A 25487-nucleotide genomic window follows, 5' to 3' on the forward strand; every position below is an offset into this window, starting at 1 on the left:
TTTCTCCTTAAGTTCTAGGTCGCCATTGGGCGGTGGAAGCGCGGATCTTCAGCGCCGGTTCGATGAGGGATCGTTGGGGATCCAGCGAAGAGTCCCTTATGCGGTTCAACAGCATCTCCGCTGCTTTGCGGGCGATGAGTTCCGGGTAGGTGGCCACGGAAGTCAGCGGCGGGAGCAGCAGTTCGGCCATGGCGATGTCGTCGAAGCTCGCCACGGACACGTCCCGTCCCGGTTCCAGGTTCCGCCGGCGCAGCTCGGCATAGATCCCGAGCGCCACCGCGTCGCTGTAGGCGATGATGCAGTCCGGCCAGATCCCCTGGTCAAGCACCCGGGCCACGCCCTCGGACCCGCCGGCAGCATTGTTCGTGGTGGTAGCGGCGGACAACGATGCGTCGAAAGCCAAGCTGCTTCCCGCAAAGCCGGTTTCCAGGCCCTGGATCCGTTCGGTACGCGCCGAAGAATGTTCAGGGCCCCCAATCAGCACCGCCGACGCGGCGCCGAGGGAGGACACGTGCCTGGCCAGCTGCTGCCCGGCAGCAACGTTGTCCGGGCCGACGTAGTCCATTTCTTCGGAAAAGTAGCGCGCCAGCTGCAGGACCGGCACTGAGGAGCGGTCAACGATCTGGCAGACCGGGGCCAGCTCGGTTCCCTCAGCGGGCAGTAGAAAGATTCCATCGACTTGTTGCTGGACCATCGTCTCGAGCTGGGTGGCTTGCCGTTCGACGTCATCCCGGCTGTAGCCGACCAGCAGGGTGTAGCCGGCTTCATGCGCGGCTTCCTCGATGGTCATGGTGAGCCCGGCAAAGTAGGGGTTGCGGATGTCCGTCACGCTCAGTCCGAGAGTCATGGACTGGCTGCGGCGCATGTTGGCCGCGTGCCGGTTATAGACGTAGCCCAGCTCTGCCATCGCCAGCCGGACGCGGTCCGAGGTCGCTTCCGGAATGCGGGAACTCCCCCTCAGCACCAGCGAAGCGGTAGATCGAGATACTCCAGCCGCTCGGCTGACATCGTTCAGGGTCACTTTATTCATCAATCCGCACCTCCTTTCGTGCTTGGTCTCACATTTCTATCACGTTTCTATGTGCAACGATAGATCGATCTACTGAAAATCTACCGCCGATAATCTGCACAAATTCGCGGTGGACGGTGTCCTACCATCATCGGAATCCGCCGACCTAGGTCGCCGTGCGCGACTTGCGAACAAAAGTATTGCATCGATCTACTTAAATATGTAACCTGAACCACAACGCAGGCTGAAGCCGGCCTTGTCCGGCGTCTGACAACCCAAAGGAGAGTAGTCATGCGTTCTTCCAACAAACTCAAGATTTCACTGGCCGCAACGGCGGCGGCAAGCCTCATCGCCGTCACCGGATGCGCCGCCAACACTCCCGCCGGAAGCTCGAGCGGGGCCGGCACCGACAAACTTGAGATCACGTCCTGGTGGACCTCCGGTTCAGAGGCGGACGCGCTCAATGTGCTCATTGACGGGGTGAAAAAGGCCTCGCCTGGCCTTTCTGTCGACAACGCCGCAGTGTCCGGCGGCGGCGGATCCAACGCAAGGCAGGCACTGGCGGCACGGCTTCAGGCCGGCAGCCCGCCTGACACGTGGCAAGTGCACCCGGCAGGACAGCTGAAGAGCTACGTCGATGGGGGCCAGGCCGCAGACCTGACGGCGCTGTGGACTGAGGGGAGCTGGGCTTCCCAGATGCCCAAGGACGTCGCCGAAGCACAACAGGTCAACGGCAAGTACTACACGGTCCCCATCGGGGTCCACCGCGGCAATGTTCTATGGACCAACCCCTCAGTGCTCGCCAAGGCGAACGTCACAATCGACCCGGCCGCCGGCGTCGACGGCCTGATCAGCAGCCTCAAGCAGGTCCAAGCAACGGGTGTAACGCCGGTGTGCCTGGGGGACAAGGACATCTTCGCCTCCGCGGAACTGCTGGAGTCCCTCATCATGTCCAGGGCAGGCGCGGATAACTGGAAGAAACTCTTCACCAACCAGTACTCCTTCGACGCCCCCGAAGTGAAACAGGCGCTGGAAGACTACAAAACGATCCTCTCCCTGGCCAACAAGGACCACTCGGCCATCACCTGGGACGAGGCCGCCAAGAAGATGACCAACGGCTCCTGCGCCGTCAATCTCATGGGCGACTGGGCCTACGGAGAACTTCTCAACGCCGGCAAGAAGCCGGGGACGGACTTCACATGGGTGGTGTTCCCCGGGAAAGAAGACATCTTCGACTACGTCGGGGACGGGTTCTCCATCCCGGCCAGCAACATCCCGCACGCCGATGCGGCAAAGGAGTGGCTGAAGACCTTGATGGATCCAAAGATCCAGACAGCCTTCGCCTCCAAGAAGGGATCCATCCCAGCCCTGAGCACCGCTGACGTCTCCGGGCTGTCGCCATACCAGCAATCCGCCGCCAAGAGCTTCAAGTCCGCGGCAGTGGTCTCCTCCCTGGCACACGCGCAAGCAGCCCCGGCTGAATTCGCCCAGACCTATGCCGACGCCGTCTCCACCTTCAACGGCAGCGGCAACGTCGCCGCCTTCACCGCCAGCATGACGCAGGCGCAGAAGAGCCAGCTGAAGTAGCCGGCACTCCAACCACGTCGTAACGGGTGTGGCTGCGGGCCTCCGCAGCCACGCCCCCGGACAGGATCAGTTCACACATGACAACCTCAACAGCACGGCCCCCATCGCCGGTAAGCCCCTCACCCCGGTCCAAGAAACAGGTACCCCACAACGTCAAGACGTCCCGACGAGCCGCTTGGATCTTCGCTCCCAGCCTCCTGGTCAGCTTCGTCTTCGTCTACGTCTTCATCGGCATTACCGTCTACATCTCCCTTTCGAACTGGAAGATCGGCACAAGTCCCGATCTGAGCATCCGCCAGCCATTCGGAGGGACCTACGGTGAGATCGTCCAGGAACAGCGCTTCCAGGCCGATATCCGCAACGTCGTGATCTTCACAATCGTCTTCCTGGTCCTGGCCATCCTCGGCGGACTGGTTGCAGCCCTCTTCATCCACCACGTCGCGGTAGGCAAAGGCCTGTTCCGGACGGTCTTCCTCCTGCCCTATGCCTTGTCCTTCATCGTTACCGGTGTCGCCTGGCGCTGGATCTTCTCGCCCTCCACCGGGATCAACGAAATCCTGCGGAACATGGGGATCCAGAATCCCCGTGGCTGGACAACCGACACCACCGTCCTCGGTGCCCTGAATGACCCCACCGGCACCGACTTCCTGAAGGTCCAGTTCGGTATTCCCGTCGCCCTGCTGCCCATCATCTTCGCCGCCGCCTGGCAGCTCGTCGGTTTCGCCATGGCCATGTACCTGGCCGGCCTTGCCTCCATCCCGGAGGAACACCTGGAAGCCGCAAGCGTCGACGGCGCCAACACCTGGCAACGCCTGCGCCACATCGTCCTTCCCCAGCTGTGGCCCTCGACCATCACCTGCTTCGTGCTCCTGCTCCACGTGGCGTTGAAGATCTTCGACCTCGTCATCGCGATGTCAGGCTCCGGCCCCGGATTCGTCACCGATGTCCCCGGCATCTACATCTACAACTACCTCACCAGCCGCTACGACAAAGCCTCAGCGATGGCGATCATCCTGCTCCTGCTGACGCTCGTGGTGATCGTCCCCTACCTCATCCGCGGCTACCGGAAAGAGCGGAAGGCATAGAAATGGCCGTCGAAACACTTCAACCGACCACGCACGGCCCAACCAACTCCTCACGCCGGCGTTTGGCTCCCGGTAGGCGCAAGCCCCGTTCGTGGAAAATCCCCAAGACCCCCGGTGGCTGGATCGTCCTCGCAGTCTGCGCCGTAGCCACCCTCGGCATGTTCATGCCGGTATATGTCATCATCTCCACGGCATTGTCAGGAAGCAGCGGAGCACCTAACTTCTTCCTCGCATTCCCCGACGCGCCCAGCCTGGACGCCTTCAAAGGGGCGTGGACGAAGCTTCACGGATCCCTGATCAATTCACTCCAGATCACCGTCCCGGCGGCATTGATTTCGTGCCTGCTCGGTTCAATCAACGGATACATCCTGTCCAAGTTTCCGTTCAAAGGGTCCAACGCCCTTTTCACGGTCCTGCTGGTGGGGATGTTCATCCCGTTCCAGGCCGTCATCATCCCGGTCTTCCAGTTCCTGAACATGCTGCACCTCCAAGGCAGCATCGCCGGCCTGATCGTGGTCCACATCATCTACGGCATCCCGATCACCACGCTGATCTTCCGCAATTACTACGAAGGTATCCCCAGCGCCATCATCGAGGCGGCAGCCATCGACGGTGCCGGGATCTGGAAGACCTACTTCCGGGTGATGCTCCCGCTGTCCGTTCCCGGGTTCGTTGTCGCAGGAATCTTCCAGTGCACCAACATCTGGAACGACTTCCTCTTCGGCTTCATCCTGGCCTCCCCGGCCGCTTGGCCGGCCACCGTCACGCTGAACAACCTCATCGGCACGACAACTGTCAATTACTCCGAGCTGATGGCCGGCGCCGTACTGGTCGCCGCACCCACTGTCCTGCTCTACCTCGTCCTGGGCAGGTTCTTCGTCAGCGGCCTCACCGCCGGAGCCGTCAAATGACAGCGATTGATGTCTTGTGCGTCGGCGAAACCATGGCCGTCGTCACCCCTGCGAAAGCCGAACCACTACGCGAAGCCGAGGAATGCCTGCTTGGTTTCGGGGGAGCGGAGTCCAACGTCGCCGCCCACTTGGCTGAATTCGGCTACCGTGCAGGCTGGGCCAGCCGCCTCGGAGAAGATCCGTTTGGGGATCGCATCGCCGAGGGCCTGGCCGCCCGAGGAGTGGATGTCAGCAGGGTGGTCCGGGACCCGGCGTCCAGCACGGGAGTGTATTTCAAAGACCCGGATCTGGGCCACGGAGCCCGCACTCTCTATTACAGGGCAGGTTCCGCGGCCTCCCGCATGGCACCGGAGGATTCCCGCGCTTGGATCCTGGAGCAGACAGGCTGGATCCACACGAGCGGAATCAACCCAGCCCTGTCGGGCAGCTGCTCGGAACTCACCGAGCACCTTCTCAGCCAGGCCCGCTCCGGAGGGTACAAAGTGTCCTTCGACGTCAACTACCGCCCGGCATTATGGAACGTTCACGTCGCAGCTCCGCGACTCCTCGAACTGGCCTCCATGGCTACCGTGGTCCTCGTCGGCCTCGACGAAGCCCAAACCCTGTGGGGCTGCTCCACCGCGGAAGACGTCTCGGTACTCCTTCCCGCGCCACGGCACCTGGTCATCAAGGACTCGGCAACCGAAGCCGTGGAATTCATCCGCGAACCAGGCAAGGAAGAATCGGTCTTCCGTGTCCCCGCACACCGGGTGGACGTCGTCGAACCCGTCGGCGCCGGCGACGCGTTCGCCGCCGGGTACCTCGCCGGGCTGCTCCGCGGAGACGAACCGGTCGAGAGATTGGCCCTCGGCCACTCCTTCGCCGCGTGGACCCTGGGTAGCCGCGCGGACTTCAGGCCAGGTCACGGAACAAAGCCCCGGATGTACCAGCCCCAGGAGACACCGGCAGCCGCCACGTAAGTCTCACCGCCGGAACCCTGCCCCCACTGGCACCACCTCCCAAGGAGAACACCTTGCTACACAAACACCCCAACGACTGGTTTGCCGATGACTTCTTCAGCGTCCCGGTGATCGCCGTGCTCCGCGGCCTCACCCCCGTCGAAGCCGTCAAATCCGCCACGCGAGCATGGGACGCCGGCGTCGAGCACGTCGAAGTCACCATCGAAACACCAGACGCCGTCCCTACCCTGGCCGCCGTGGCCAGCGCAGCCGCCGAAAGAGGGCTCGCCGTCGGCGCCGGAACCATCATCCGCCCCGAACAACTGGGCGCCGCCGCATCAGCCAGCGCATCGTTCACGGTGTCGCCGGGCCTGGATGAAACTGTCCTTCAGGAAAGCATCCGACGCGGCCTCCCGCACCTGCCGGGAGTGGCCACCCCCAGTGAAATACTCCGGGCGAACGCCCTCGGACTGACCTGGCTCAAGGCGTTCCCGGCCTCTCTTCTTGGTCCCGAATGGATCAGGGCCGTGAAAGGACCCTTCCCGGACGTGCAGTTCGTCGCGACCGGAGGCATGAAGGCCGCGACAGCCGCGACGTACCTCTCTGCGGGAGCCAGCGTCGTCGGGCTAAGCTCCGACTTCTCCTCCGACGCCGGCGCAGCATCCGTGCGCGAACTCCTCGCGTCGATCTCGGGCGCTAGCGCTCCCCACTAATCCCATCCACAACCGGACTCCAGCGAGGGCCCCGAACCCCGCAGTCGCGGGACTATCATCACATCAACGCCGCACGGCCGCAGAGCCACGCATCCCAAGAACGGACACCGCCATGACCTCTGACAACGAGGACCGCCTTCAGGCAGTCCTGTGGGACATGGACGGCACCCTCGTCGACACCGAGCCCCACTGGCTGGCTGCCCAAACGGAGCTCGCACAAGAACACGGAATCACGTGGACCACCCACGACGCACGGGCCACAGTCGGGCAGGCCATGCCCGTGACAGCGGCAATACTAAGGGAAAGCGGGGTGGCCCTCTCCTTCACGGAGATCATCGACGACCTCATCGAACGCGTCGTCGCAAAACTGCAGGGAGGAATCCCGTGGCTTCCAGGTGCGGAACGGATCCTCGCCGAGCTCGTCGCCCAGCACATTCCTTCCGCGCTGGTCACCATGGCCTTCAGCCCCGTTGCCACCCGCGTGGCCGCAGCCGCACCCATCGGAACCTTCCATGCTGTGATCGCCGGAGATTCCGTCCAGCAGGGCAAACCCCACCCGGCCCCATACCTCGCCGCAGCAGACCTCCTCGGAGTTGACCCCGCGCGCTGTGTCGCCGTGGAAGACTCAGTGAATGGCACCACCAGCGCCCAAGCCGCCGGCATGGAAGTGGTAGTGGTCCCCGGGATCGTACAGCCGCTACCCGGACCCGGGCGTCACTTCATCGCGTCACTCGAGGACCTTACAGTTGATAGCCTTCGCGGCATCCTCCGCGATCCGGGCGGCGCTGCCGACCGGCGGCCTGCAGACGGCAGTTGAAAAGAACGCGGACTTCTTTCGAAGCCACGGCCAGCCGCGCTACAGTTGCCGACCGTTATGCGGGTGCCGGTCCACTTTGCGGAAGCGACACAGTACCTTGTCGAGGTGAGAGCTCGGCGCGTGCGAGAGTCTTGCGGGCATGCCGCAGGACGGGCTCGTCAACCATTCGACCTTCAAAGGTGAACACTCCACCAGAACCCTCGGCGGCGGCGAGTAGCCGCTCGGCTTTGTCTACCTCAGTCTTGGTCGGGGTGAAGGATTCGCGAATGACCTGCATCTGGCTGGGATGGATCGAGGCTTTCGCTGCGAAGCCCGAGGCAGCCGCATCGTCAGATTCGGTCTTCAGCCCGGCCAGATCGGCAATGTCTACATAGACAGAATCTATTGCGGGCTTGCCCGCTGCGCCCGCGGCAAGCAGCACGTGTGAACGAGCGTACAGGGCTACGTCCCTGTAGCGGCGGTCGGATCGGCGGCTGGACGTGCCGCCGAGTGAGGCGACCATGTCTTCCGCGCCCCACATAAGTCCCACAACGTTGGGTGCTGCCGCGATGGCCGGCGCATTGATGATGCCTTTTGCGGTTTCGCACAATGCCACAACAGAGTAGTCCGCAAGCTGGGCCAGCGACTCCGGTTCCTCGGCTTTGGCCAGCATGATGTACCGGTAGGGGGTCTGTCCGAGCGCAAACAGGTCCAGTGCGAACTCGTCGGTGTCTGTCGGATTGATCCTGATGATGGTCCGTTCCGGATCCATGGGGTTCACAACCAGGGACCGCCGCGCGTGGTCCCGGTTCGGCGGAGCCACGGCGTCCTCAAGGTCCAGGATAATTGCGTCAGCCCTAGCCATGGCTTTGCCGTAGCGATCGGGACGGTCTGCGGGGCAGAAGAGGATGGCTGGACCCATCTCAAAAGAGGACACGACTTACTCCTGTCTGGCCGGCACGGCGGCCTCGTGGGTTTGGCGCGCCTCCATTTGGCAAGGGCGCGTTGGGGCGAGCGGCTCCACTGTTGCTACAACTTGAGCGGCTTTGACCACGTCACCCACTTTCAGGCTGAGCCGCACAACGCCGGAAACGGGGGCGGTCAGTTGGTGCTCCATCTTCATCGCCTCGATGGAGATCAACGGCTGCCCCTCTTCCACGAAGTCGAAGTCGGTGACAGCGACGGCAATGACTGTTCCAGGCATCGGTGAACGGATCTCGGGTGACGCACTTCCGGCTTCGCGGTCAAGGGAAGCCAACCGGCGCTGCAGTTGCTCGTTGCGGCTGAGGTGTCGGGCAGCTCCGGCCCATCCGTCGATGCCGAGCCATACCGTGCCGTCGGAGGAGACGGTGGTGGCCACTTGGCATCGGGTGCCATTCACTTGGACTGACCCGTCGGCCAGGGCCTCGACTCGGAACGATTCACCGTCGACGTCGAACGTCTGGCCCTGCGCGTCCCGGGTGGCGCTCACCGTGTGCGTTTCGCCGTCGATCTCCAGCTGGACCGTTGCCGCCGTACTACCGCCGATACGCCAGCCGTCCTTCGCTCCCCAGGGACCGGGAGTCTTTGCCTGTCTGCTCGTCAAGGCGTGGGCCGCGATGGCCAGGTCCTCGCTGCTGAAGGTGCGGAAGGGCATGGAGGCGATTTTGCGGTCGATCAGGGTGGTGTCGAGGCGACCTGCGGCGACGTCTTCGTCGGCAATGAGCAGCCGCAGGTATTCGACGTTGGTCTTCACTCCCAGCAGGACCGTTTCGGCGAGGGCCTGGTCGAGGGTGCGGAGTGCATGTTTGCGGTCGGTATTCCATGCGATGACCTTGGCGATCATCGGGTCGTAGCGAGGTGATATTTCCAGGCCGTCGGTGAGGGAGCTGTCCACCCGGATGCCGGGGCCGGAGGGTTCGTGGATTTCGAGGAGGCGGCCGATGGACGGCATGAAGCCGTGGGACGGGTCTTCCGCGTATACGCGCGCTTCGATCGCGTGACCTTCGAGCACGACGTCGGACTGCGCCATGGTGAGGACCTCGCCGGCGGCGATGCGCACCTGCCATTCGACCAGGTCCAGCCGCTCTCCGTTGACCCGGACGACTTCTTCGGTGACCGGGTGTTCGACTTGAAGGCGGGTATTCATTTCCATGAAGAAGAACTCGTCCGGGGCCTCGTCCGAAACCAGGAATTCCACGGTGCCGGCGCCCACGTAGTTCACTGAATGGGCGGCGTCAACGGCCGCTGCGCCGATCCGTTTCCGGATCTCGGTTCCGTTAGGCAGGCTTTGGAGCAGCGGCGCGGGTGCCTCTTCGATGACCTTCTGGTGGCGGCGCTGCAGGGAGCATTCACGCTCGCCCAGGTGGATCGTGTTGCCGTGGCGGTCGGCCAGTACCTGGACTTCGATGTGCCTGGGGGAGCGGACCAGCCGTTCGAGGAAGAGCGTGTCGTCGCCGAAGGAGCTCTTGGCAACCCGGCGGGCCGTCTCCAGGGTGGCGGGCAGGTCCTCAGCCCGGTCCACCACATGCATGCCTTTGCCGCCGCCGCCAGCGGAGGGCTTGATCAGCAGGGGGAATCCGACAGCCTTGGCGGCCCCAATCAACTGGTCATTGCTCAGGCCCGGTTCGGCGATACCCGGAACCACCGGAACCCCATGCGCCACCACATGGTTCTTGGAGCGGATCTTGTCGCCCATCATGTTGATGGAATGGACGTCCGGACCGATGAACGCAATCCCCGCTTCCACCAATGCTCGGGCAAACTCCACGTTCTCGGAGAGAAAACCGTATCCGGGATGGACAGCCTGGGCGCCTGTCCGGCGGCAGGCGTCGATGAGGGCGTCGATCTTCAGATAGCTTTCTGTTGCCGGGGCTGGTCCGATTCGTACCGCGATGTCGGCCTCTCGCACGTGGCGGGCCCCGGCGTCGGCGTCTGAATACACCGCAACGGACGTGATTCCGAGACGTCGCAGGGTCCGGATAACGCGGCAGGCGATCTCGCCGCGGTTGGCGACCAGCACGGTGTCGAAAGTTCTGGTGGTCATGGCGGTGCTTCCTTGGGCTTGATTTTTCATGGGGTCACATCCGGAAGAGGCCGAAGGAGGTTTCCGGCAGGGGTTGGCGGGAGACGACGTCGAGGGCCATGCCCAGGACGCGCCGGGTGTCTGCGGGGTCGATGATGCCGTCGTCCCAGAGCCGGGCGGTGGAGTAATAGGGGCTGCCTTGGTCCTCATACTGGGCCTTGATGGGGGCCTTGAAGGCTTCCTCGTCCTCGGCGGACCATTCCTCGCCGCGGGCCTCGTACTGGTCGCGTTTGACGGTGGCCAGCACGCTGGAAGCCTGGTTCCCGCCCATGACGGAAATCCTGCTGGCTGGCCACATCCACAGGAAGCGCGGGGAGTAGGCCCGGCCGCACATCGAGTAGTTTCCGGCACCGAAGGAACCGCCGATCACCACGGTCAGCTTGGGCACGCGGGCGGTGGCGACGGCGGTGACCATCTTGGCGCCGTTCTTGGCGATGCCGCCGTGCTCGACGTCCTTGCCGACCATGAAGCCGGAAAGGTTCTGCAGGAAAACCAGCGGGATCCCGCGCTGGTCGCACAACTCGATGAAGTGCGCGCCCTTGAGGGAGGATTCGCTGAACAACACGCCGTTGTTCGCCACGATGCCCACGGGGTGGCCGTGCAGCTTTGCGAATCCCGTCACCAGGGTGGTGCCGTAGTTCTTCTTGAACTCGTGGAACCTCGAGCCGTCCACCAGACGGGCGATGACCTCGTGAACGTCGTATTGGGCGTTGACGTCCGTGGGAACTGCCCCATAGATTTCGCCCGGGTCCACGACGGGCTCGACGGCGGTGTCCACGTCCCACGCGGGGGCTGCCGGCTGGGGCAGGGTGGCGACGATGTCGCGGACGATCTGCAAAGCGTGCTCGTCGTTTTCGGCGAGGTGGTCCGTCACACCGGAAATGCGCGAGTGGACGTCGCCGCCGCCGAGTTCCTCGGCCGTGACGATCTCACCGATGGCGGCCTTCACGAGGGGCGGGCCGCCCAGGAAAATGGTGCCTTGGTTGCGGACGATGACGGTTTCGTCGCTCATGGCGGGCACGTAGGCGCCGCCGGCCGTGCAGGACCCCATGACCGAGGCGATCTGCGGGATCTTCGCTGCGGACATCTTCGCCTGGTTGAAGAAGATCCGGCCAAAGTGTTCCTTGTCCGGGAACACCTCGTCCTGCTTGGGCAGGAACGCTCCCCCGGAATCCACGAGGTAGACGCACGGCAGTTTGTTTTCCAGCGCGATTTCCTGGGCCCGGAGGTGCTTCTTCACCGTCATCGGGTAGTACGTGCCGCCCTTGACCGTCGCGTCGTTGGAAACCACCATCACCTGGCGGCCATGGACCAGGCCGATCCCCGCGATCACGCCGGCGCCCGGCGAATCATCGTTGTACATCCCGTTGGCCGCCAACGGGGCGATCTCCAGGAACGGGCTTCCTTCGTCCAGCAAGTAGTTGATGCGCTCCCGCGGCAACAACTTGCCCCGGGCGATGTGCCGCTCACGCGACTTCTCCGGGCCACCGAGGGCTGTCTTCGCCAAACGCCGCTTCAAATCCTCAGCAAGGTACGCCTGTCCTGTGGCGTCCTGATCAACCTCGTTCCGCGATCGGTCAATGCGGGGGTTAGGTGTAGCCATCTTTCCTCATTTCTTGAGCAATCCACGCCAACGACGTTCTCTCTGCCTCTGAGACTCCGTGAGAGCCAGTGCGGGAACGTAACTGTGGAGCAGGACTGGCATCACGCGCTTGTAAGGATCTATTGCATTAACAATAGTACTTGGATATGGTTCGAGTGGTTCAGATCACAGCCAGCCTCCGCAAATGACTGCGAGCAGCAGCTCCGTCGGAACGTCGAGGTATCGGATCATTGCCGCCAGTGCGGCATAAACAGGAGGTAAATGCGTTGACAGAGCAAAGTGAACAGACCCGAAAATGCCCGTTCCCTTTTGAGCGGGACATGTTCAACGATTTCGACTTCGAGTCGCCAGAATTCAACGAACGATTCGACGACGTGACCAACGCTTTCGCTGAGAGCTGCCCTGTTGCTCACAGCAGCGCCGGACACGGTTACAAGGTGCTGAACTCATACCAGCTCGTCAAGAAGGCCGCCCAGGACTGGCGCTCGTTCAGCTCGGCCGGGGGTTACATGGTGAATCGGCCTGAGGGATCGCCGCTGATCCTTCCGGAAGAAAGCGACCCGCCCTACCACGACGCTTGGCGGAAGGTGCTCAACCCGTTCCTGTCGCCGACCACAGTTGCCGGCTTTGAGGGTGAGATCAAAGTCATCGCCGACGAACTTATCGATGGATTCATCGAGCGCGGCGAATGCGATTTCGTCACTGATTTCGCAGCGCATCTGCCCGGGCGTGTCTTCTTCAACTGCATCATGGGCGTGCCTGAGCAGGATCTGCCTGCTCTCTTCGAAGGAATCGACAAAGGCACGTTCGGGCCGGTGGAAGAACGGGCAAAGCACTTCATGTTCGTCAACGACTATCTAGCGGAGTACCTCGCCGCCCGCCGCGTGCAGCCCCCGAGGGACGACGTCGTCGACACAGTCAACGCGGGTGTTGACACTCCCGACGGAACACCGGCTCCCGAATCCGATAAGGTCGCCGTCATTCTGGACCTCGTGTTCGGTGGTCTGGCCACCACGACGCACGCCATGACGGCTGCAATGGGCTACTTGGCTGAGAACCCTGATCTGCGTGCGCGACTTGTAGCCGAACCGCTTCTGATCCCGAAAGCTGTCGAGGAGTTTGTCCGGCTCTTCAGCCCGGTCGTCGCACCAGCCCGGTACGTGACGCAGGATACGGCCATCGGCGACTTCGAATTCAAAAAAGGGGAGTGGGTGGCTCTCAACTTCGCCGCCGCCTCACGCGATCCGGAGTTGGTCCCGAACCCGACCGTCCTGGACATCGATCGCGAGGAGGCCGCGCATGCTGCGTTCGGCTACGGCCCGCATCGGTGCATCGGATCCCACCTCGCACGCCTCGAGCTAGGGGTCACCTTGGAGCGCGTCCTTCAGCGGATGCCGAACTTCAGCATCAAGGCCGGCACGACGGCAGTCACCGAAACCAGCCAGTTGCGCTCTACCACGTCACTGCAGCTCACGTTCGAGCCCGGTTCCAAGGCAACATCTTAATCATCGCGGGAGTATCACCATGAAACTGAGAGTCGAAGACCACCTCTGCACCGGACACGGGCGCTGCTACTCGCGCGCACCTGAAGTGTTCCAGTCGGACGACGACGGATTCTGCGACAGCCGAGACGAGGACCGGGTGATCGCTCCGGCGCTGGAACGAGATGCCCGGGTCGGCGTGCGCGCATGCCCCGAAAGAGCGATCACCATTCTCGAGGATTAGAACCACACGGCTAGATAGGAACGACGATCATGTTGGAGAAACAGGAAATCATCTCAGAAGCGATTCGAATGAATCATGGGGCCACCAAGGTCTGGGAGGTAGCCAAAAGTCCGGCTTCCATCCACCTCTGGCACCCAGGCATCGTGTCTTCGAAGCTCGAAAGCCAAATGCGTGAGGCAGTTCTGGAAGGAGGCGCGGTGATCGTCGAGCAGATCACCGCGACCGACAATAGCAAACGCAGTTACAGCTACGCGTATGTCGACGGGCCGCTCAAGATGTCGAACTTCACGTCCACGTTCACCGTCAACCCATGCGGTGCTGACGAGTCGGAAGTGTCGTGGTCGGCGCGGTTCGACAAGGACGATTCCAGCGCCGCGACCGCGGCACTAGTCGAGCAGATGTACAGAGCAGGCCTGACAGGCCTGCAAGAGTACTTGGATACCGTTCTCGGAACGGTGAACTCCCGGGAATTATGATAGGCAACCCCATGACCCAGCAGTCGCAACACCGGACAAGAGTCGCCGTTACTCGCCTCGAACCGGTAGCGGAATCGGTGCTTCTCATCGAACTAGCACGACCCGATGGAGGAAACCTTCCCGCGTGGACGCCCGGCGCCCATATCGAGATGGATCTTGCCGGCAAGTGGAAGCGCCAGTACTCACTGTGTGGAGACCCAGAGGACCTTTCCCGCTGGCAGGTCGCAGTGCTCAAGGAACCGGATAGCCGCGGCGGTTCGCGGTACGTCCACGAGCAGTTGGCGTGTGATGACAAGATCATCGTCACCGGACCCCTCAACCGATTCGAATTCGTCGAGGCCCAGCAATACCTTTTCATCGGCGGTGGCATCGGGATCACTCCACTGATCCCGATGATCGCGTCGGCCGAACAGTCCGGTGTCGACTGGAGTCTCGTCTACGGCGGACGATCGTTGGGCTCGATGAGCTTCGTCGACCACCTGCGAGAGACGTACAGCGAGAAGGTCCGCATCGTTCCCCAGGACACTGACGGGTTCCCCGACATTGACTACCTACTCAACCATCGGCGCCCAGGCGAGCACGTCTACTGCTGTGGACCCGAGGGACTCCTGAATGCGGTCGAAAGCGCATACAACAAGCTGGGATACCCCGAAGACGAGCTACACATGGAGCGGTTCCGTGGCACGCCGAACTCTGCACGCCCCGACGATCAAGCCATCTTGGTCACCGTAGCCTCGACCGGGGAGGAACTCACCGTCGGGCCACAATGCTCGATACTTGGGACGCTCGTGAAGGCCGGATACGAGGTCGACTCCTCGTGCGAGGAGGGCACCTGCGGAAGCTGCGAGCTCGGGGTACTGGCCGGTATCCCCGAGCACCGTGACTCGGTTCTGTCAAAGAACGAACGAGACGCCGGCAAAACGATCATCGTCTGCGTATCGCGTTCCGCTGGTAGCACTCTCACCCTAGACCTGTAAACATTCGTAGGAGGATCAGAACATGGACCACATCAGGAGCTTCGACAAACTGTTCATCGGCGGCCAGTGGCTGGCGCCCGCAGGAGGCGAGTTCATCGAGGTCATCTCGCCCGTGACTCAGCAAGTGATCGCTCGAGTACCCGATAGTTCCATCGCCGACGCGGAGCATGCGATTCGCGCCGCCCGCCACGCCTTCGACCATGGTCCATGGCCCAGGTTGGCTCCCGCGGAGCGGGCTTCCTATCTGCGGCGTATCGGCGAAGAGGTCAAGAAACGGCGGGAAGAGCTCGAGGAGACATTCGTCTCCGAGGTAGGAGCGCCGCTCGCTACCTCCTCCGCGTTCCACGAGCGCGCGATGGATATGTGGGATGACAACGCGAGTCTTCCCGAGCGAGTGACCTGGGAGGATAAGCGCCAATGGCCGGGCGGCCACGGTGTGCTTGTGAAGGAACCGGTGGGCGTCGTTACGGTCATCATCCCGTGGAACGCACCGATCTGTTCGGCGTCGAGCAAGATGGGTCAGGCGCTCGCCGCGGGGTGTACGGTGATTCTCAAGCCTGCCCCGGAGAGCCCGGTCAGCACCATGATCCTCGCTGAGGCCATCGAGGCTGCCGGTCTGCCCGAAGGTGTAGTAAGCATCCTTCCAGGCGGTCGCGAACTCGGCGAACACCTCGTATCCCACAAGCTGGTCGACGCGGTGACTTTCACGGGCAGCACCGCCGCCGGAAAGCGTGTGATGAGTCTATGTGGTCAGAACATCACCCGGGTCGCTCTTGAGCTTGGAGGGAAGTCCGCCGGAATAATCGCCGACGACGTACCCCTGGACCGCATGTTGACCGACCTGGCCTTCGCGGGGATCGGACACACGGGCCAAGTGTGTGCGGCGCTGACCCGCATTCTGGTTCCTCGCCACCGTCACGACGAGGTGACGGATGCGCTCGCGGAGATTTTCCGGAGTGTCGTCGTTGGAAACCCTCGCGATTCGACCACGCACCTCGGTCCGCTCATCGCGGAAAGGCAGCGCGACCGGGTTGAGGGCTATGTCGCTATCGGTCAGAACGAGGGCGCCAAACTAGTAACCGGCGGCGGTCGTCCACGTCACCTCCCGACAGGGTGGTTCATCGAACCCACCCTCTTCGCCCAGGTGGACAACTCCATGCGAATCGCGCGCGAGGAGATCTTCGGGCCGGTAGTTGGGGTGATCCCATTCGATTCAATCGAAGAAGCGATAGACATCGCGAATGATTCGGACTACGGCCTGTCGGGGGCCGTCTACGCAAACGATGACGCCTTGGCCGAGAGCATGGCCCGTCGTATCCGCACAGGCCAGGTCTCGGTGAATTCGTGGGACATGTGCACTGTCGAACCGTTCGGTGGATTCAAGCAATCCGGCATCGGTCGGGAGGGCAACGTCGAAGGCATGGACACGTTCCTCGAGAAGAAACTGATTCAGTTCAAGAATTAGCCTGCCGTACGAAGTGGCAGTAATGAAAGGCACCAAAATGAGTTCTACCGACTATGACGCGATCGTCGTAGGTGCTGGATGGGCTGGAATGTACTCCGCCTATAAGCTCCGCGGCATCGGTCTGACCGTCCTCGGGATCGAGAAGGGATCGGATGTGGGCGGCACCTGGTACTGGAACCGATACCCGGGCGCCCGATGCGATATCCCGAGCGCGAACTACTCCTTTTCCTTCTCAGAGGACATCTGGGGCAACTGGGACTGGTCCGAACGCTACGCCGCACAGCCAGAAATCGAGCGGTACGCGCATTTCGTGGCCGACCGCCTCGACATTCGCGATGCATTCTCATTCGACACCGAGGTGACTGGCGCTGCCTACGACGAGCGTAATCACCACTGGAACGTCTCCACGTCGTCCGCAAATGGTGGGCGGGCTTACTCGTCGAAGTACCTGATCCTGGCGACCGGACCATACTCCAAGCCGATCGTGCCGACCATCGACGGGTTGTCCTCCTTTGGCGGTGAGATGTATCTCTCGTCCCAGTGGCCGCGTGAGGCCGTCGACTACACAGACAAGCGCATCGGTGTCATCGGCACCGGATCCAGCGGCATGCAGATCGTGACACAGGTCGGCTCGTGCGAGCCATTCGACGAGCTGTTCGCGTTTCAGCGAACCCCGAACTACGCGTTGCCGTCCGGAAACCGGCCTCTCTCCGAGGACGATATGCGCGAGATAAAACGCGGGTATCCGGAATTCTGGGAAAAGGTCCACAAATCTGGGTCCGGAACGCTCTGTGAGGTCCCCGTCGGTCCGATCAAAGACCTATCCGATGAGCAACTATTCGAGCTGCTGGACCAGCTTTGGAAGATCGGAGGCCCCGCGATCCTCAACGGCATCAGCGACCTCGTGACCGACGAGAAGTCCAACCGCCGGGTAGCCGCGTACCTGCACGCCGACATACGACGACGTGTGAAGGATCCAGAACTCGCGGAAAAGCTTTGCGCTAAGACACATTTCATAGGTTCACGGCGGCACCTCAACGAGGATAACTACTTCGAGCTGTTCAACTTAGACAACATCCACCTCGTTGATATCGCCGAAGACCCCATCGCCCGGGTAGTCGCGACAGGCGTTGAACTAGAATCAGGTCGGTTGATCGAGCTCGATATGCTCGTTCTCGCCACCGGATTCGACTCAGGTACTGGTGCATTACTGGCGATCGACCCTATCGGCAGGGACGGCATCGCGTTGTCCGAAAAGTGGAAGAACGGGCACAACAGCTATCTGGGCGTGGCGACCCACGGTTTTCCAAACATGTTCATGACAGCGGCGCCGGGCAGCCCGTCCATTCGCGCGAATGTGTTGATCTCGATCGAACAACAGGTCGATTGGCTCTGCGCCTTCGTAGCATCGATTGAATCTGCCGCCGGCGACGAGGTAGAGGTCGCGGCGCCCGCCGAGGCGCTCTGGACCAAGCACGTCGCAGAAACGGTGAACAGCACGCTTATCGCTCGGGACGACACCCAGTACGTCGGCGCGAACGTCCCAGGAAAGCCCCGCGTCTACCTCGCATATATTGGCGGAGTCAACGTGTATCGGATCATCTGCGAGTCCGTCGCCGAGGATCGGTATCCAGGGTTCCGAGTCCTGAGCGGAGATGGTCGTGTCCTGTCGTCCTCCGACGACTGGCCGGGCCCCCCGAACGACCCGAACCTGCAGACCCGGTTCGGAATGTCGCTGAGCAGTACGGTCATCTGACATGAAACTTCACTCGTTCTTAATGCTGATTGACGGCAAACTCCTGCCTGCTCTCTCGAGCGCAGTGGCACAGTCGCGGGATCCGTACACCGATGACGTGGTCGGGACGTACCCAGATGGCAACGCCGAGGATGTAGACATGGCCGTGCGGGCCGCCGTTAGCGCGTTCGAATCTTCCGGATGGGCAACGGATGTCGCCCTGCGGGTTCGCTGCCTTCGCTCCTTGGCCGACTTGATCGAGGCCCGCGTGCCGGAACTCGCACTGCTGGAGTCATCCGATAACGGAAAACCGATCCGGGAGGTATCGGGGTCGATCCTTAAAAGCCCGCAATGGTACCGGTATGCAGCATCGGTGGCCGAGACCTTCCCGTTCACGAGCCCCCTCGGGACCGACCCCTCCGTGGTGAGCGTGACGATGCGTGAGCCGTACGGAGTCGTCGGGGTGCAAGTTCCGTGGAATTCTCCCTCGGTCCTGCTCGCCCAGGTCGCCAGCATGTGCCTCGCAGCCGGCAACACCGTCGTGATCAAGCCCTCCGAGCTGGCGCCCTGTTCGCTCCTCGCGTTGGCCGAGTTGTTCGCCGACGCCGGATTCCCGGATGGGGTGGTAAATATTGTCTCGGGGGACGGTGCTTCGGTGGGGGCCGCGCTATGCGATCATCCCGACGTCGCGAGGCTTGCGTTCACCGGTGGTCCGCAGGCCGGGCGGATCGTTGCCGGCAAGGGTGCCGAACGCCTGGTGCCCTCGACACTCGAGCTCGGAGGCAAGAGCGCAAACTTGGTTTTCCCAGACGCCGACCTGGACAGCGCGGTCGAAGCGATTGCCGCCGGCATCCTCAGTTCGAGCGGCCAGAGCTGCGTTGCGGGGTCTCGCGCGATTGTCCATATCGACGTCTTCGATGAAGTGAGGGAGCGAGTCGAGGCTGCGGTGGTCGGCGCACGCGTCGGGGACCCGCGGGACCCTCGAACCGATGTTGGTCCGTTGATCAGTGCGGCCCAATGCGAATACGTCTCCGGACTGGTCGAGTCTGCCCGGCGGGCAGGCGGAAGGGTTGTCGAGGCGCCCGGTGTGCGAGAACTCAGCGGCAACTTCTATCCTCCGACCGTCGTGTCGGGCGTACCGGCCGACTCGCAAGTAGCGCAGAAGGAGGTGTTCGGACCGGTTCTTGTATGTTTGGCGGCAACGTCCGAGGCCGAGGCGGTGCGCATCGCCAATGACACACCATACGGTCTCGCGGCCGGCGTGTGGACGCGTGACCTGAGCCGCGCATTCCGTGTCAGTCGACGGCTGCACGCCGGTACCGTCTGGGTGAACCAGTACCGGCGAACAGATCCGGCGTTTCCCTTCGGTGGTTACGGCGAAAGCGGATACGGCAGGGTCAGCGGAATCGACGGGTTCTTGGAGATGACACGGGTGAAGAGCATCCAGATGAAGGTATGGGAAGAGTCATGATGAAGACTATGGAGTGCCAAGCCGCAGTTCTCGTGGAGTACGGCAGCCCACTCGAGATCCAGACTGTCTCGATTCCAGCGACACTCGAACCAAATGCGCTGTTGGTGAGGACCCGGATGGCAACGGTGTGCGGCACCGACGTGCATCTGTGCGCGGGTCACGCGATGGCATCCACAAGCGTAGGAAAGTCGCTTCCCATCGTTGCCGGCCACGAAGCAGTGGGCGAAATCGTGGATATCAACGACACAGAGTACGACTCGGTCGGGAACCGTCTCGCGGTCGGCGACCGAGTCATCTGGACACACGGATTCTGCGGCAGTTGCCGCCAGTGCACGATCGAGGGATCGCCGACACTGTGTGAGCGTCGGCGCGGCTACATGTCCGCAGGTCCCGACATATACCCTCACCTGAACGGCACATTCGCAGAGTACGGGTACGTGTTTCCGACATCCGGGCGCGTTCTGGTTCCGTCGAATGTCTCTGATGCCGTGGCGTCGGCCGCGTCGTGCGCCCTGAGAACCATGGTCCACGCGTTCGATCGACTGGGGCGGATCGATGGACGGCAATCGGTGATTATCCAAGGGGTCGGACCTCTCGGCTTGTTCGCAGTTGCCCTAGCTAGACAATCCGGTGCCTCCTCGATCACCGTTATCGGTGGACCTTCCGCTCGACTTGCTCTGGCCAGGGAGTGGGGGGCCGACAACGTTATCGACATCTCGGATGTGCCGTCGGCCGAGGAACGAACTGATTTGACGCGACTCCTGACGGGAGGGCGTGGCGCGGATATCGTCATTGAGGCGTCTGGGGCCACCACAGCCTTCACCGAAGGACTGGCGATGCTGGCCCGCGGCGGTCGATACGTCCTCGTGGGGCAACTCCACGCGAATAGCATTCCGGTGAATCCAAGTCAGATCGTCGTCAAAAACGCCACGATAGTCGGCTCGGTGTCGGGCGCGGTGAACCACTACGCTCGCGGACTCGATTTCCTGAGCCGGAACGCCGACAGGTATGACTGGGATCGAATGATCAGCAGCGTGAGGCCTTTCGCTAAGATAAATGACGCGATCGCCTCCATGGCGGGCGAGGGTGAGATCAAGCCCGCGGTTTCCTTCTGAGGTTGGGTGCAATGCCAGGAATTCGAGGAGCAGGCACACAGGTGTATGCGATCGCGTGGGCGGAGGATGAACGTACCGATTCCGATCAGTTCTATCGGTTCAAAACGTACAACGAGCCCGACGGCCCACGCCCCATCGTCTTTTTCGCCTGGCTGATCGTGCAGTCCGACAAGCTGGTCCTTTTTGACACCGGAGCATCGAGCGCTGTTGCCTCAGAGCGCAGGCTCACCTACATGGGTTCCGTCGCAGACGGCGTCAGGGAGCTAGGCTTCGACCCCTCTGAGATTGACACGGTAGTGGTCTCGCACTTGCACTACGACCATTCCGGAGGGCTGCCAGATTTCCCGAGCGCCCGGATCGCGATCCACCCCAAAGAGGTCGAATTCTGGACTGGGCCCAATCTGGCTCGGGAGCAGTTCAACTCAATCGTCGAACTCGACGATATTGTTTTCCTGGTTCGCGCAATCCGATCCGGCCGCGTGGACTTTGTGTCCGAGGGTTTCGAAATCACACCGGAAATCATGGTGCGGCACCTTCCCGGTCACTCGGTGGGGCAGATCGGACTCCAGATCGGCGGCGTCGGAGGGCTCCTCCTGGTCGCGGATGCTGCCCACTACTACAGCGAAGTGTTCAGCAACCGTCCGTTCACCGTCTTCTCCGACCTACCGGCCATGTATGACACCTACGACCGAATCCGCACTCTGACCGGCGGAGCGCGTAGTAGCCTCGTCCCGGGCCACGACCCCCAGGTATTCGACGTGTTCGGTACGAACGACACACCCTGGCAGCCGGGCCGCACCCCTCGGGTATTCCAAATTCAGTAGGATCCGGGGCGGCCCCGATCGATTCCGCGCGTCAGGCGATTGTCTGAGCGTCGGCCAAACGTGGCCGCATCAGGCCGATCGCTCTCCGCGAATCCGCCCAAGCGCAGAAGCCGTGAATCAGTTCCGCTTCGCGATTCGGCCACCGTCCCCGCGTGTTGACCTACCTGCGCCCGTGGCGTGGATAAGCCGGCCCCACCAGGCTACGGAAACTTCGTGCCGAATCCGCAGCGAAGGGACGAGTTGTGCCGCCACACTCCAGACCCCGGAAAGGGCCTTCTGTTCCTTCGCTCGCAGTGGGTGTTCCGCCGCCCAGCAGGGGACTAGACGAACGCTGAAACCTCTTGCGGGTATTGCATTGCGGAAACTGCTGGAATCCACGTCGACGATGGCGGGCTTTCTGGCCACTGCTCTCGACTGTCCGCGGCCGATTCGATTCCTGGGTCCAAATGGGCTAAATACGGGAACTAAAACCTATTGTTCTATAGTACGTACTAAGATACAGTGGCTGCATGCTTCAATACCTGTTCTCGCCCTCGTCCGTTTGTGTCATAGGTGCCTCGAGCGACCCGGAGAAGCTCTCGGGACGGGCACTCTCACGACTCCTGCAACATCCGTTTACCGGCGAGATCTATGCCGTCAATCCGAAACACGCGCAAGTTGGCGGAATCACCGCCTATCCGAACGTCGCGGCGATCGGAAAGCCCATAGACGTTGCCCTTATTCTGCTTCCGGCGCCATTGGTGCCTGGAGCGGTCAAGGAGTGCGGCGATGCCGGGGTGAAATTCGCTGTGATCTGCAGCTCGGGCTTCTCTGAGGATGGGGCGTCAGCCCATCTGGCCCTGGAACTCGCGGAAGCCGCCAAACAATCGGGTATTCGAATAGTAGGGCCGAACTGCGAAGGCATCTGGTCGGTGCCGGAAAATCTTGCGTTGACGTTCGGTAGTGCTGCGAATCGATCGCGGCTTCTTCCCGGACCCGTGAGCGTCATCAGTCAGAGTGGCAGCATCGGCGCCGCGTGTGTTCGTCAACTGCAAGACCGAGAAATTGGATGCACGTATTTCGTCAGCACCGGGAATGAGCAGGATCTTACAACGCTAGATTACCTGGAATTCATGATCGATGAGGGCTCGAGCCGGGTCATTGCTTTATTCATTGAAGCACTTTCAGACGGCGCGCGGCTGCGCCGGCTAGGTGAACGGGCGGCCAGACGCAACATCCGGCTCGTCGCACTGTGTGCGGGAACGTCGAATCTCGGCAAACAAGCGACCGCGACGCATACGGGCCGCTTGTCGGCACCCTCGTTCGTCTACACACAAATGCTCAAACGGACGGGGATCGTGCAAGTTCATTCGATCGCGGACTTGATCACCGCGACTGAAGCGGCGGCGGTCGCACCAGCTGTTCCAGCAAGAGGGAATAACGCCGCAGCCGGTGGCGTCAGCGTCATCGCCCTGTCCGGCGGAAGTCGCGCACTTCTCGCCGACGCGGCCGATGAACTCAATGTACCGATGGCCTCGTTGAGTTCCGATTCGGAAGCTAATTTGGAGCAGGTCCTGCCGAAGTTCGGACATCACAAGAACCCCATCGATGTGACTGGGGAAGTGGTCGGACGACCGCAGATGCTTGAGGCGGTCATGGATATCGTTGGCGCCGACGACAGCACCCACAGCATCATCATCCAATACGCAAACGGAGCGGAGGGCATTCTGCGTGAGCACATCTCGAGCATTGTCGACCGCACAGATCTGCACGAACGAAAGCCGTTGATCATCAGCACTCTGGGTCGAGTCGACGACACTGTGCGTCGGCTCATCACCTCGAACGGACTGCTCCATGCCGAGGATCCGACACAAGCTATCAAGATCGCCGGGTGGCTCTACGACTGGGCCGACAACACGTCAAACGTGTCGATGGAACGACTGCCTGAACCGGACGAACGACCGGATCATCCGGCAGTCCCAGATGATTGGCGTTCCAGCATGCAAATGCTCGGCGACCTCGGGATCGCGACCCCGCGGTGGTGCACATGGGACGGTGTTATGGCTGACCCCGCTCTGTCGGAGCTAGCCTTTCCCCTCGTACTTAAGGCGCCGTCGGACGTCGCCGAACACAAGACTGAATTGGGCCTCGTTCACGTCGGACTCGAGTCTACGCAAGACCTTCAGGACGCTTGGAGCGCCTACGCGAAGGTCGTCGGATCGGATGTGCCGTGCATTGTTCAAGAGATGGCAGCCGGCGAAGTCGAGATGCTCCTAGCTACGCGATGGGATACGGACTTTGGGCCGTTGCTTGTCATCGGCGCGGGCGGGGTCTTGGCCGAACTACTTCAGGACATCGTGATTCTCCCCATCCCGGCATCCAAAGAACAGATCCAAAATGCAGTCTCGGAGCTTCAGGTGTGGAGCGTGCTGTCCGGATACCGCAACGCGACCTCGTGTGACATTGAGTCGGTTATCAGCAGCGCGTACGCCCTCGCGGACTATTTCCATAGCGCTGGCGGGCCGGGAGCGGAAATCGAGATCAACCCGCTTATCGTCGGGGCGCACGGATCGACTGCTGTCGACGTCCTCACTGTTTCGGGAACAGCTGACCGAATCGCATTCGGCATGACGGACGTTCCTGCAGAAACGATGGTGTGACCATGTTGAATGAGATCCTCCGAGCTGTCGAATCGATAAAGTACGAAGACCTGCCCGCCGACGTGCGGAACACAGTCACCGACGCGCTCACTGACGCGATCGGAGTCGGTATTGCCGGCAGTATTGAGCCCGCGTGCGATTCAATAGTCGCGGCGACCGCTGAGTACAACGGAAATCACGCCTTGATCGGGCGACACGGAATGCGCCGCGACAGAGCGTCGGCGGCGTGCTTCAATGGCACGGCGATCCATGCGCTGGACTTCGACGACACGAATCACCCCGCGTACTCTCATCCCAGTTCACATCTTGTCGCGACAATTCTCGCGCACCCGGCAGCGTCCGGCAGAGAAGCCCTCCGAGCGTACGCCCTTGGCCTTGAGGTGGAGGCGCGACTTGGGCGTTCGATGAACATGGGTCATTACCTGCACGGTTGGCACACCACCGGGACGTTTGGAACGATCGCGAGCACGGTCGCTGCGATCGTCCTCAGCGGCTGCAGCGATTCGGCGGCGGTTTCCGCGCTCGGCATTGCGGCGTCGATGGCTAGTGGGCTTAGGGCAAACTTCGGCACGATGACGAAGCCGCTGCACGCCGGCATCGCAGCGTCGAATGGTATTCGAGCGGTCGAGTTCGCTTCCTATGGGCTGACTGCGTCGGCCAATGCCCTGGACGGGAAGTTCGGGTTCTTCGATGTGCTCGGGGATGGAACAGAGGCGGCGCAGCACGAGTGCTGGAACACGCTCGGCGAGGACTGGGAGACCGTATCTGCATTCGGATTGGCGCTCAAGCCTTACCCCTCTTGTGGAGCAACACATCCCGCGATCGAGGCCGCGCTCCGGATCTTCCATCGCAATACCGCTCATCGCGATGTTGACATCGCCCAGGTTCGCGTCGATACGCCAGCCTACTCGCGGGAGATTTTGGTCTATGACCGTCCGTGGTCAGGCCTTGAAGGCAAGTTCAGCATGGAGTACTGCGTTGCCAGCGCCCTGACACGGGGCGCGATCGCGCTCGACTCATTCACCGACGCCGCCGTGCGGGATCCGGCGGTTCAATCCTTGCTGCCGGCGATCATGGTGACCGAGTCGGCCGAGGTCGCCGGTGACAGCGAATTCGCGACGCGTATTTCGGTGTCCTGGTCCGACGGGCGCTCCGACACGGAGTTCGTTCCCCTCGCGCCTGGGAAGCGTGCTCGATGGTTTACCCCAACAGAAGTGGAAGAGAAGTTCATGATGTGCGCGAGCCGAGCGATTGATCGGTCGGCCGCGGAAAAGATCTTTGGAGCCTGCCGCGGCATCGCGGATTTGGCCTCCATCAGTGAGTTGACCGAGCAGTTCTGAGCAGTCTGGAGAGT

General features: G+C 62.0%; 21 protein-coding genes. 17 read left to right on the forward strand and 4 right to left on the reverse strand.

The genetic code is table 11. From position 1 onward, the window contains the following. Positions 1–7: 7 nt before the first annotated feature. Positions 8–1030, reverse strand: a complete 1023-nt coding sequence (locus tag ACSKT0_RS09885) for a LacI family DNA-binding transcriptional regulator (protein WP_437773572.1) — start codon at positions 1028–1030, stop codon at positions 8–10. Between the two features lie 270 nt (positions 1031–1300). Between ACSKT0_RS09885 and ACSKT0_RS09890 the strand changes: the two genes are divergently transcribed. The 6 genes from ACSKT0_RS09890 to ACSKT0_RS09915 all read left to right on the forward strand — a co-directional run bounded on the left by ACSKT0_RS09890 (position 1301) and on the right by ACSKT0_RS09915 (position 7060). Beyond that, positions 1301–2596 carry an ABC transporter substrate-binding protein gene (locus ACSKT0_RS09890; RefSeq protein ID WP_437773573.1) on the forward strand — a complete coding sequence of 432 codons (1296 nt, stop codon included), beginning with the start codon at positions 1301–1303 and terminating at the stop codon, positions 2594–2596. Between the two features lie 77 nt (positions 2597–2673). Continuing rightward, entirely contained in the window at positions 2674–3681 is a 1008-nt protein-coding gene (locus ACSKT0_RS09895; RefSeq protein ID WP_437773574.1) for a carbohydrate ABC transporter permease, read from the forward strand. A 2-nt stretch (positions 3682–3683) separates the two neighbouring features. Beyond that, positions 3684–4592, forward strand: coding sequence for a carbohydrate ABC transporter permease (locus ACSKT0_RS09900; RefSeq protein WP_437773575.1), 909 nt, complete (start codon positions 3684–3686; stop codon positions 4590–4592). Then, a complete protein-coding gene (locus tag ACSKT0_RS09905) occupies positions 4589–5551 on the forward strand; it encodes a sugar kinase (protein ID WP_437773576.1) in 963 nt (320 codons plus the stop codon). Before ACSKT0_RS09900 ends, ACSKT0_RS09905 begins: the two co-directional genes overlap by 4 nt. A gap of 53 nt (positions 5552–5604) precedes the next feature. Beyond that, positions 5605–6243, forward strand: a complete 639-nt coding sequence (locus tag ACSKT0_RS09910) for a bifunctional 4-hydroxy-2-oxoglutarate aldolase/2-dehydro-3-deoxy-phosphogluconate aldolase (protein ID WP_437773577.1) — start codon at positions 5605–5607, stop codon at positions 6241–6243. A gap of 112 nt (positions 6244–6355) precedes the next feature. Continuing rightward, positions 6356–7060 carry an HAD family hydrolase gene (locus tag ACSKT0_RS09915; RefSeq protein WP_437773578.1) on the forward strand — a complete coding sequence of 235 codons (705 nt, stop codon included), beginning with the start codon at positions 6356–6358 and terminating at the stop codon, positions 7058–7060. 55 nt (positions 7061–7115) lie between these two features. Here the strand turns inward: ACSKT0_RS09915 and ACSKT0_RS09920 are convergent, their stop codons facing one another. Genes ACSKT0_RS09920 through ACSKT0_RS09930 form a run of 3 tightly spaced genes read right to left on the reverse strand, consistent with a single transcriptional unit; the run spans position 7116 to position 11706 of the window. Beyond that, complete coding sequence (locus tag ACSKT0_RS09920) at positions 7116–7961, reverse strand: HpcH/HpaI aldolase/citrate lyase family protein (protein WP_437774005.1); 846 nt, start codon at positions 7959–7961, stop codon at positions 7116–7118. Between the two features lie 18 nt (positions 7962–7979). Next, positions 7980–10064 carry an ATP-binding protein gene (locus tag ACSKT0_RS09925; protein WP_437773579.1) on the reverse strand — a complete coding sequence of 695 codons (2085 nt, stop codon included), beginning with the start codon at positions 10062–10064 and terminating at the stop codon, positions 7980–7982. A 34-nt stretch (positions 10065–10098) separates the two neighbouring features. Next, positions 10099–11706 carry a carboxyl transferase domain-containing protein gene (locus ACSKT0_RS09930; protein ID WP_437773580.1) on the reverse strand — a complete coding sequence of 536 codons (1608 nt, stop codon included), beginning with the start codon at positions 11704–11706 and terminating at the stop codon, positions 10099–10101. A gap of 266 nt (positions 11707–11972) precedes the next feature. On the opposite strand from ACSKT0_RS09930, the gene ACSKT0_RS09935 reads away from it, so the two are divergent. The 11 genes from ACSKT0_RS09935 (at position 11973) to ACSKT0_RS09985 (ending at position 25473) form a co-directional block, all read left to right on the forward strand. Further along, entirely contained in the window at positions 11973–13211 is a 1239-nt protein-coding gene (locus ACSKT0_RS09935) for a cytochrome P450 (RefSeq protein ID WP_437773581.1), read from the forward strand. 19 nt (positions 13212–13230) lie between these two features. Then, complete coding sequence (locus tag ACSKT0_RS09940; RefSeq protein ID WP_437773582.1) at positions 13231–13431, forward strand: ferredoxin; 201 nt, start codon at positions 13231–13233, stop codon at positions 13429–13431. A 29-nt stretch (positions 13432–13460) separates the two neighbouring features. Continuing rightward, positions 13461–13907 (forward strand): SRPBCC family protein, encoded by a 447-nt coding sequence (locus ACSKT0_RS09945; protein ID WP_437773583.1) that lies wholly within the window; start codon positions 13461–13463, stop codon positions 13905–13907. 11 nt (positions 13908–13918) lie between these two features. Then, positions 13919–14884, forward strand: coding sequence for a PDR/VanB family oxidoreductase (locus tag ACSKT0_RS09950; RefSeq protein ID WP_437773584.1), 966 nt, complete (start codon positions 13919–13921; stop codon positions 14882–14884). 22 nt (positions 14885–14906) lie between these two features. Further along, positions 14907–16349, forward strand: a complete 1443-nt coding sequence (locus tag ACSKT0_RS09955; RefSeq protein WP_437773585.1) for an aldehyde dehydrogenase — start codon at positions 14907–14909, stop codon at positions 16347–16349. A gap of 37 nt (positions 16350–16386) precedes the next feature. Then, positions 16387–18105, forward strand: a complete 1719-nt coding sequence (locus ACSKT0_RS09960; protein WP_437773586.1) for a flavin-containing monooxygenase — start codon at positions 16387–16389, stop codon at positions 18103–18105. A 1-nt stretch (position 18106) separates the two neighbouring features. Beyond that, the gene (locus ACSKT0_RS09965) at positions 18107–19555 is read left to right on the forward strand and encodes an aldehyde dehydrogenase family protein (RefSeq protein WP_437773587.1); all 1449 of its coding nucleotides are present in this window, start codon (positions 18107–18109) and stop codon (positions 19553–19555) included. Beyond that, positions 19552–20670: a zinc-binding dehydrogenase gene (locus ACSKT0_RS09970; protein ID WP_437773588.1), complete on the forward strand. Its 1119-nt coding sequence runs from the start codon at positions 19552–19554 to the stop codon at positions 20668–20670. The genes ACSKT0_RS09965 and ACSKT0_RS09970 overlap by 4 nt, the downstream gene beginning before the upstream one ends. An 11-nt stretch (positions 20671–20681) precedes the next feature. Continuing rightward, complete coding sequence (locus ACSKT0_RS09975) at positions 20682–21494, forward strand: N-acyl homoserine lactonase family protein (protein ID WP_437773589.1); 813 nt, start codon at positions 20682–20684, stop codon at positions 21492–21494. A 509-nt stretch (positions 21495–22003) separates the two neighbouring features. Continuing rightward, positions 22004–24133 (forward strand): acetate--CoA ligase family protein, encoded by a 2130-nt coding sequence (locus tag ACSKT0_RS09980; RefSeq protein WP_437773590.1) that lies wholly within the window; start codon positions 22004–22006, stop codon positions 24131–24133. 2 nt (positions 24134–24135) lie between these two features. After that, complete coding sequence (locus ACSKT0_RS09985) at positions 24136–25473, forward strand: MmgE/PrpD family protein (RefSeq protein WP_437773591.1); 1338 nt, start codon at positions 24136–24138, stop codon at positions 25471–25473. Positions 25474–25487: the final 14 nt, after the last annotated feature.

Source organism: Arthrobacter sp. KNU40 (assembly GCF_051515115.1).
Classification (GTDB): Bacteria; Actinomycetota; Actinomycetes; order Actinomycetales; family Micrococcaceae; genus Arthrobacter.

Coding starts and splice junctions, on each gene's coding strand:
- ACSKT0_RS09885 (WP_437773572.1), bottom strand. CDS start 1,030: ATGAATAAAGTGACCCTGAACGATGTCAGCCGAGCGGCTGGAGTATCT.
- ACSKT0_RS09890 (WP_437773573.1), top strand. CDS start 1,301: ATGCGTTCTTCCAACAAACTCAAGATTTCACTGGCCGCAACGGCGGCG.
- ACSKT0_RS09895 (WP_437773574.1), top strand. CDS start 2,674: ATGACAACCTCAACAGCACGGCCCCCATCGCCGGTAAGCCCCTCACCC.
- ACSKT0_RS09900 (WP_437773575.1), top strand. CDS start 3,684: ATGGCCGTCGAAACACTTCAACCGACCACGCACGGCCCAACCAACTCC.
- ACSKT0_RS09905 (WP_437773576.1), top strand. CDS start 4,589: ATGACAGCGATTGATGTCTTGTGCGTCGGCGAAACCATGGCCGTCGTC.
- ACSKT0_RS09915 (WP_437773578.1), top strand. CDS start 6,356: ATGACCTCTGACAACGAGGACCGCCTTCAGGCAGTCCTGTGGGACATG.
- ACSKT0_RS09920 (WP_437774005.1), bottom strand. CDS start 7,961: ATGGGTCCAGCCATCCTCTTCTGCCCCGCAGACCGTCCCGATCGCTAC.
- ACSKT0_RS09925 (WP_437773579.1), bottom strand. CDS start 10,064: ATGACCACCAGAACTTTCGACACCGTGCTGGTCGCCAACCGCGGCGAG.
- ACSKT0_RS09930 (WP_437773580.1), bottom strand. CDS start 11,706: ATGGCTACACCTAACCCCCGCATTGACCGATCGCGGAACGAGGTTGAT.
- ACSKT0_RS09940 (WP_437773582.1), top strand. CDS start 13,231: ATGAAACTGAGAGTCGAAGACCACCTCTGCACCGGACACGGGCGCTGC.
- ACSKT0_RS09945 (WP_437773583.1), top strand. CDS start 13,461: ATGTTGGAGAAACAGGAAATCATCTCAGAAGCGATTCGAATGAATCAT.
- ACSKT0_RS09950 (WP_437773584.1), top strand. CDS start 13,919: ATGACCCAGCAGTCGCAACACCGGACAAGAGTCGCCGTTACTCGCCTC.
- ACSKT0_RS09955 (WP_437773585.1), top strand. CDS start 14,907: ATGGACCACATCAGGAGCTTCGACAAACTGTTCATCGGCGGCCAGTGG.
- ACSKT0_RS09960 (WP_437773586.1), top strand. CDS start 16,387: ATGAGTTCTACCGACTATGACGCGATCGTCGTAGGTGCTGGATGGGCT.
- ACSKT0_RS09965 (WP_437773587.1), top strand. CDS start 18,107: ATGAAACTTCACTCGTTCTTAATGCTGATTGACGGCAAACTCCTGCCT.
- ACSKT0_RS09970 (WP_437773588.1), top strand. CDS start 19,552: ATGATGAAGACTATGGAGTGCCAAGCCGCAGTTCTCGTGGAGTACGGC.
- ACSKT0_RS09975 (WP_437773589.1), top strand. CDS start 20,682: ATGCCAGGAATTCGAGGAGCAGGCACACAGGTGTATGCGATCGCGTGG.
- ACSKT0_RS09980 (WP_437773590.1), top strand. CDS start 22,004: ATGCTTCAATACCTGTTCTCGCCCTCGTCCGTTTGTGTCATAGGTGCC.
- ACSKT0_RS09985 (WP_437773591.1), top strand. CDS start 24,136: ATGTTGAATGAGATCCTCCGAGCTGTCGAATCGATAAAGTACGAAGAC.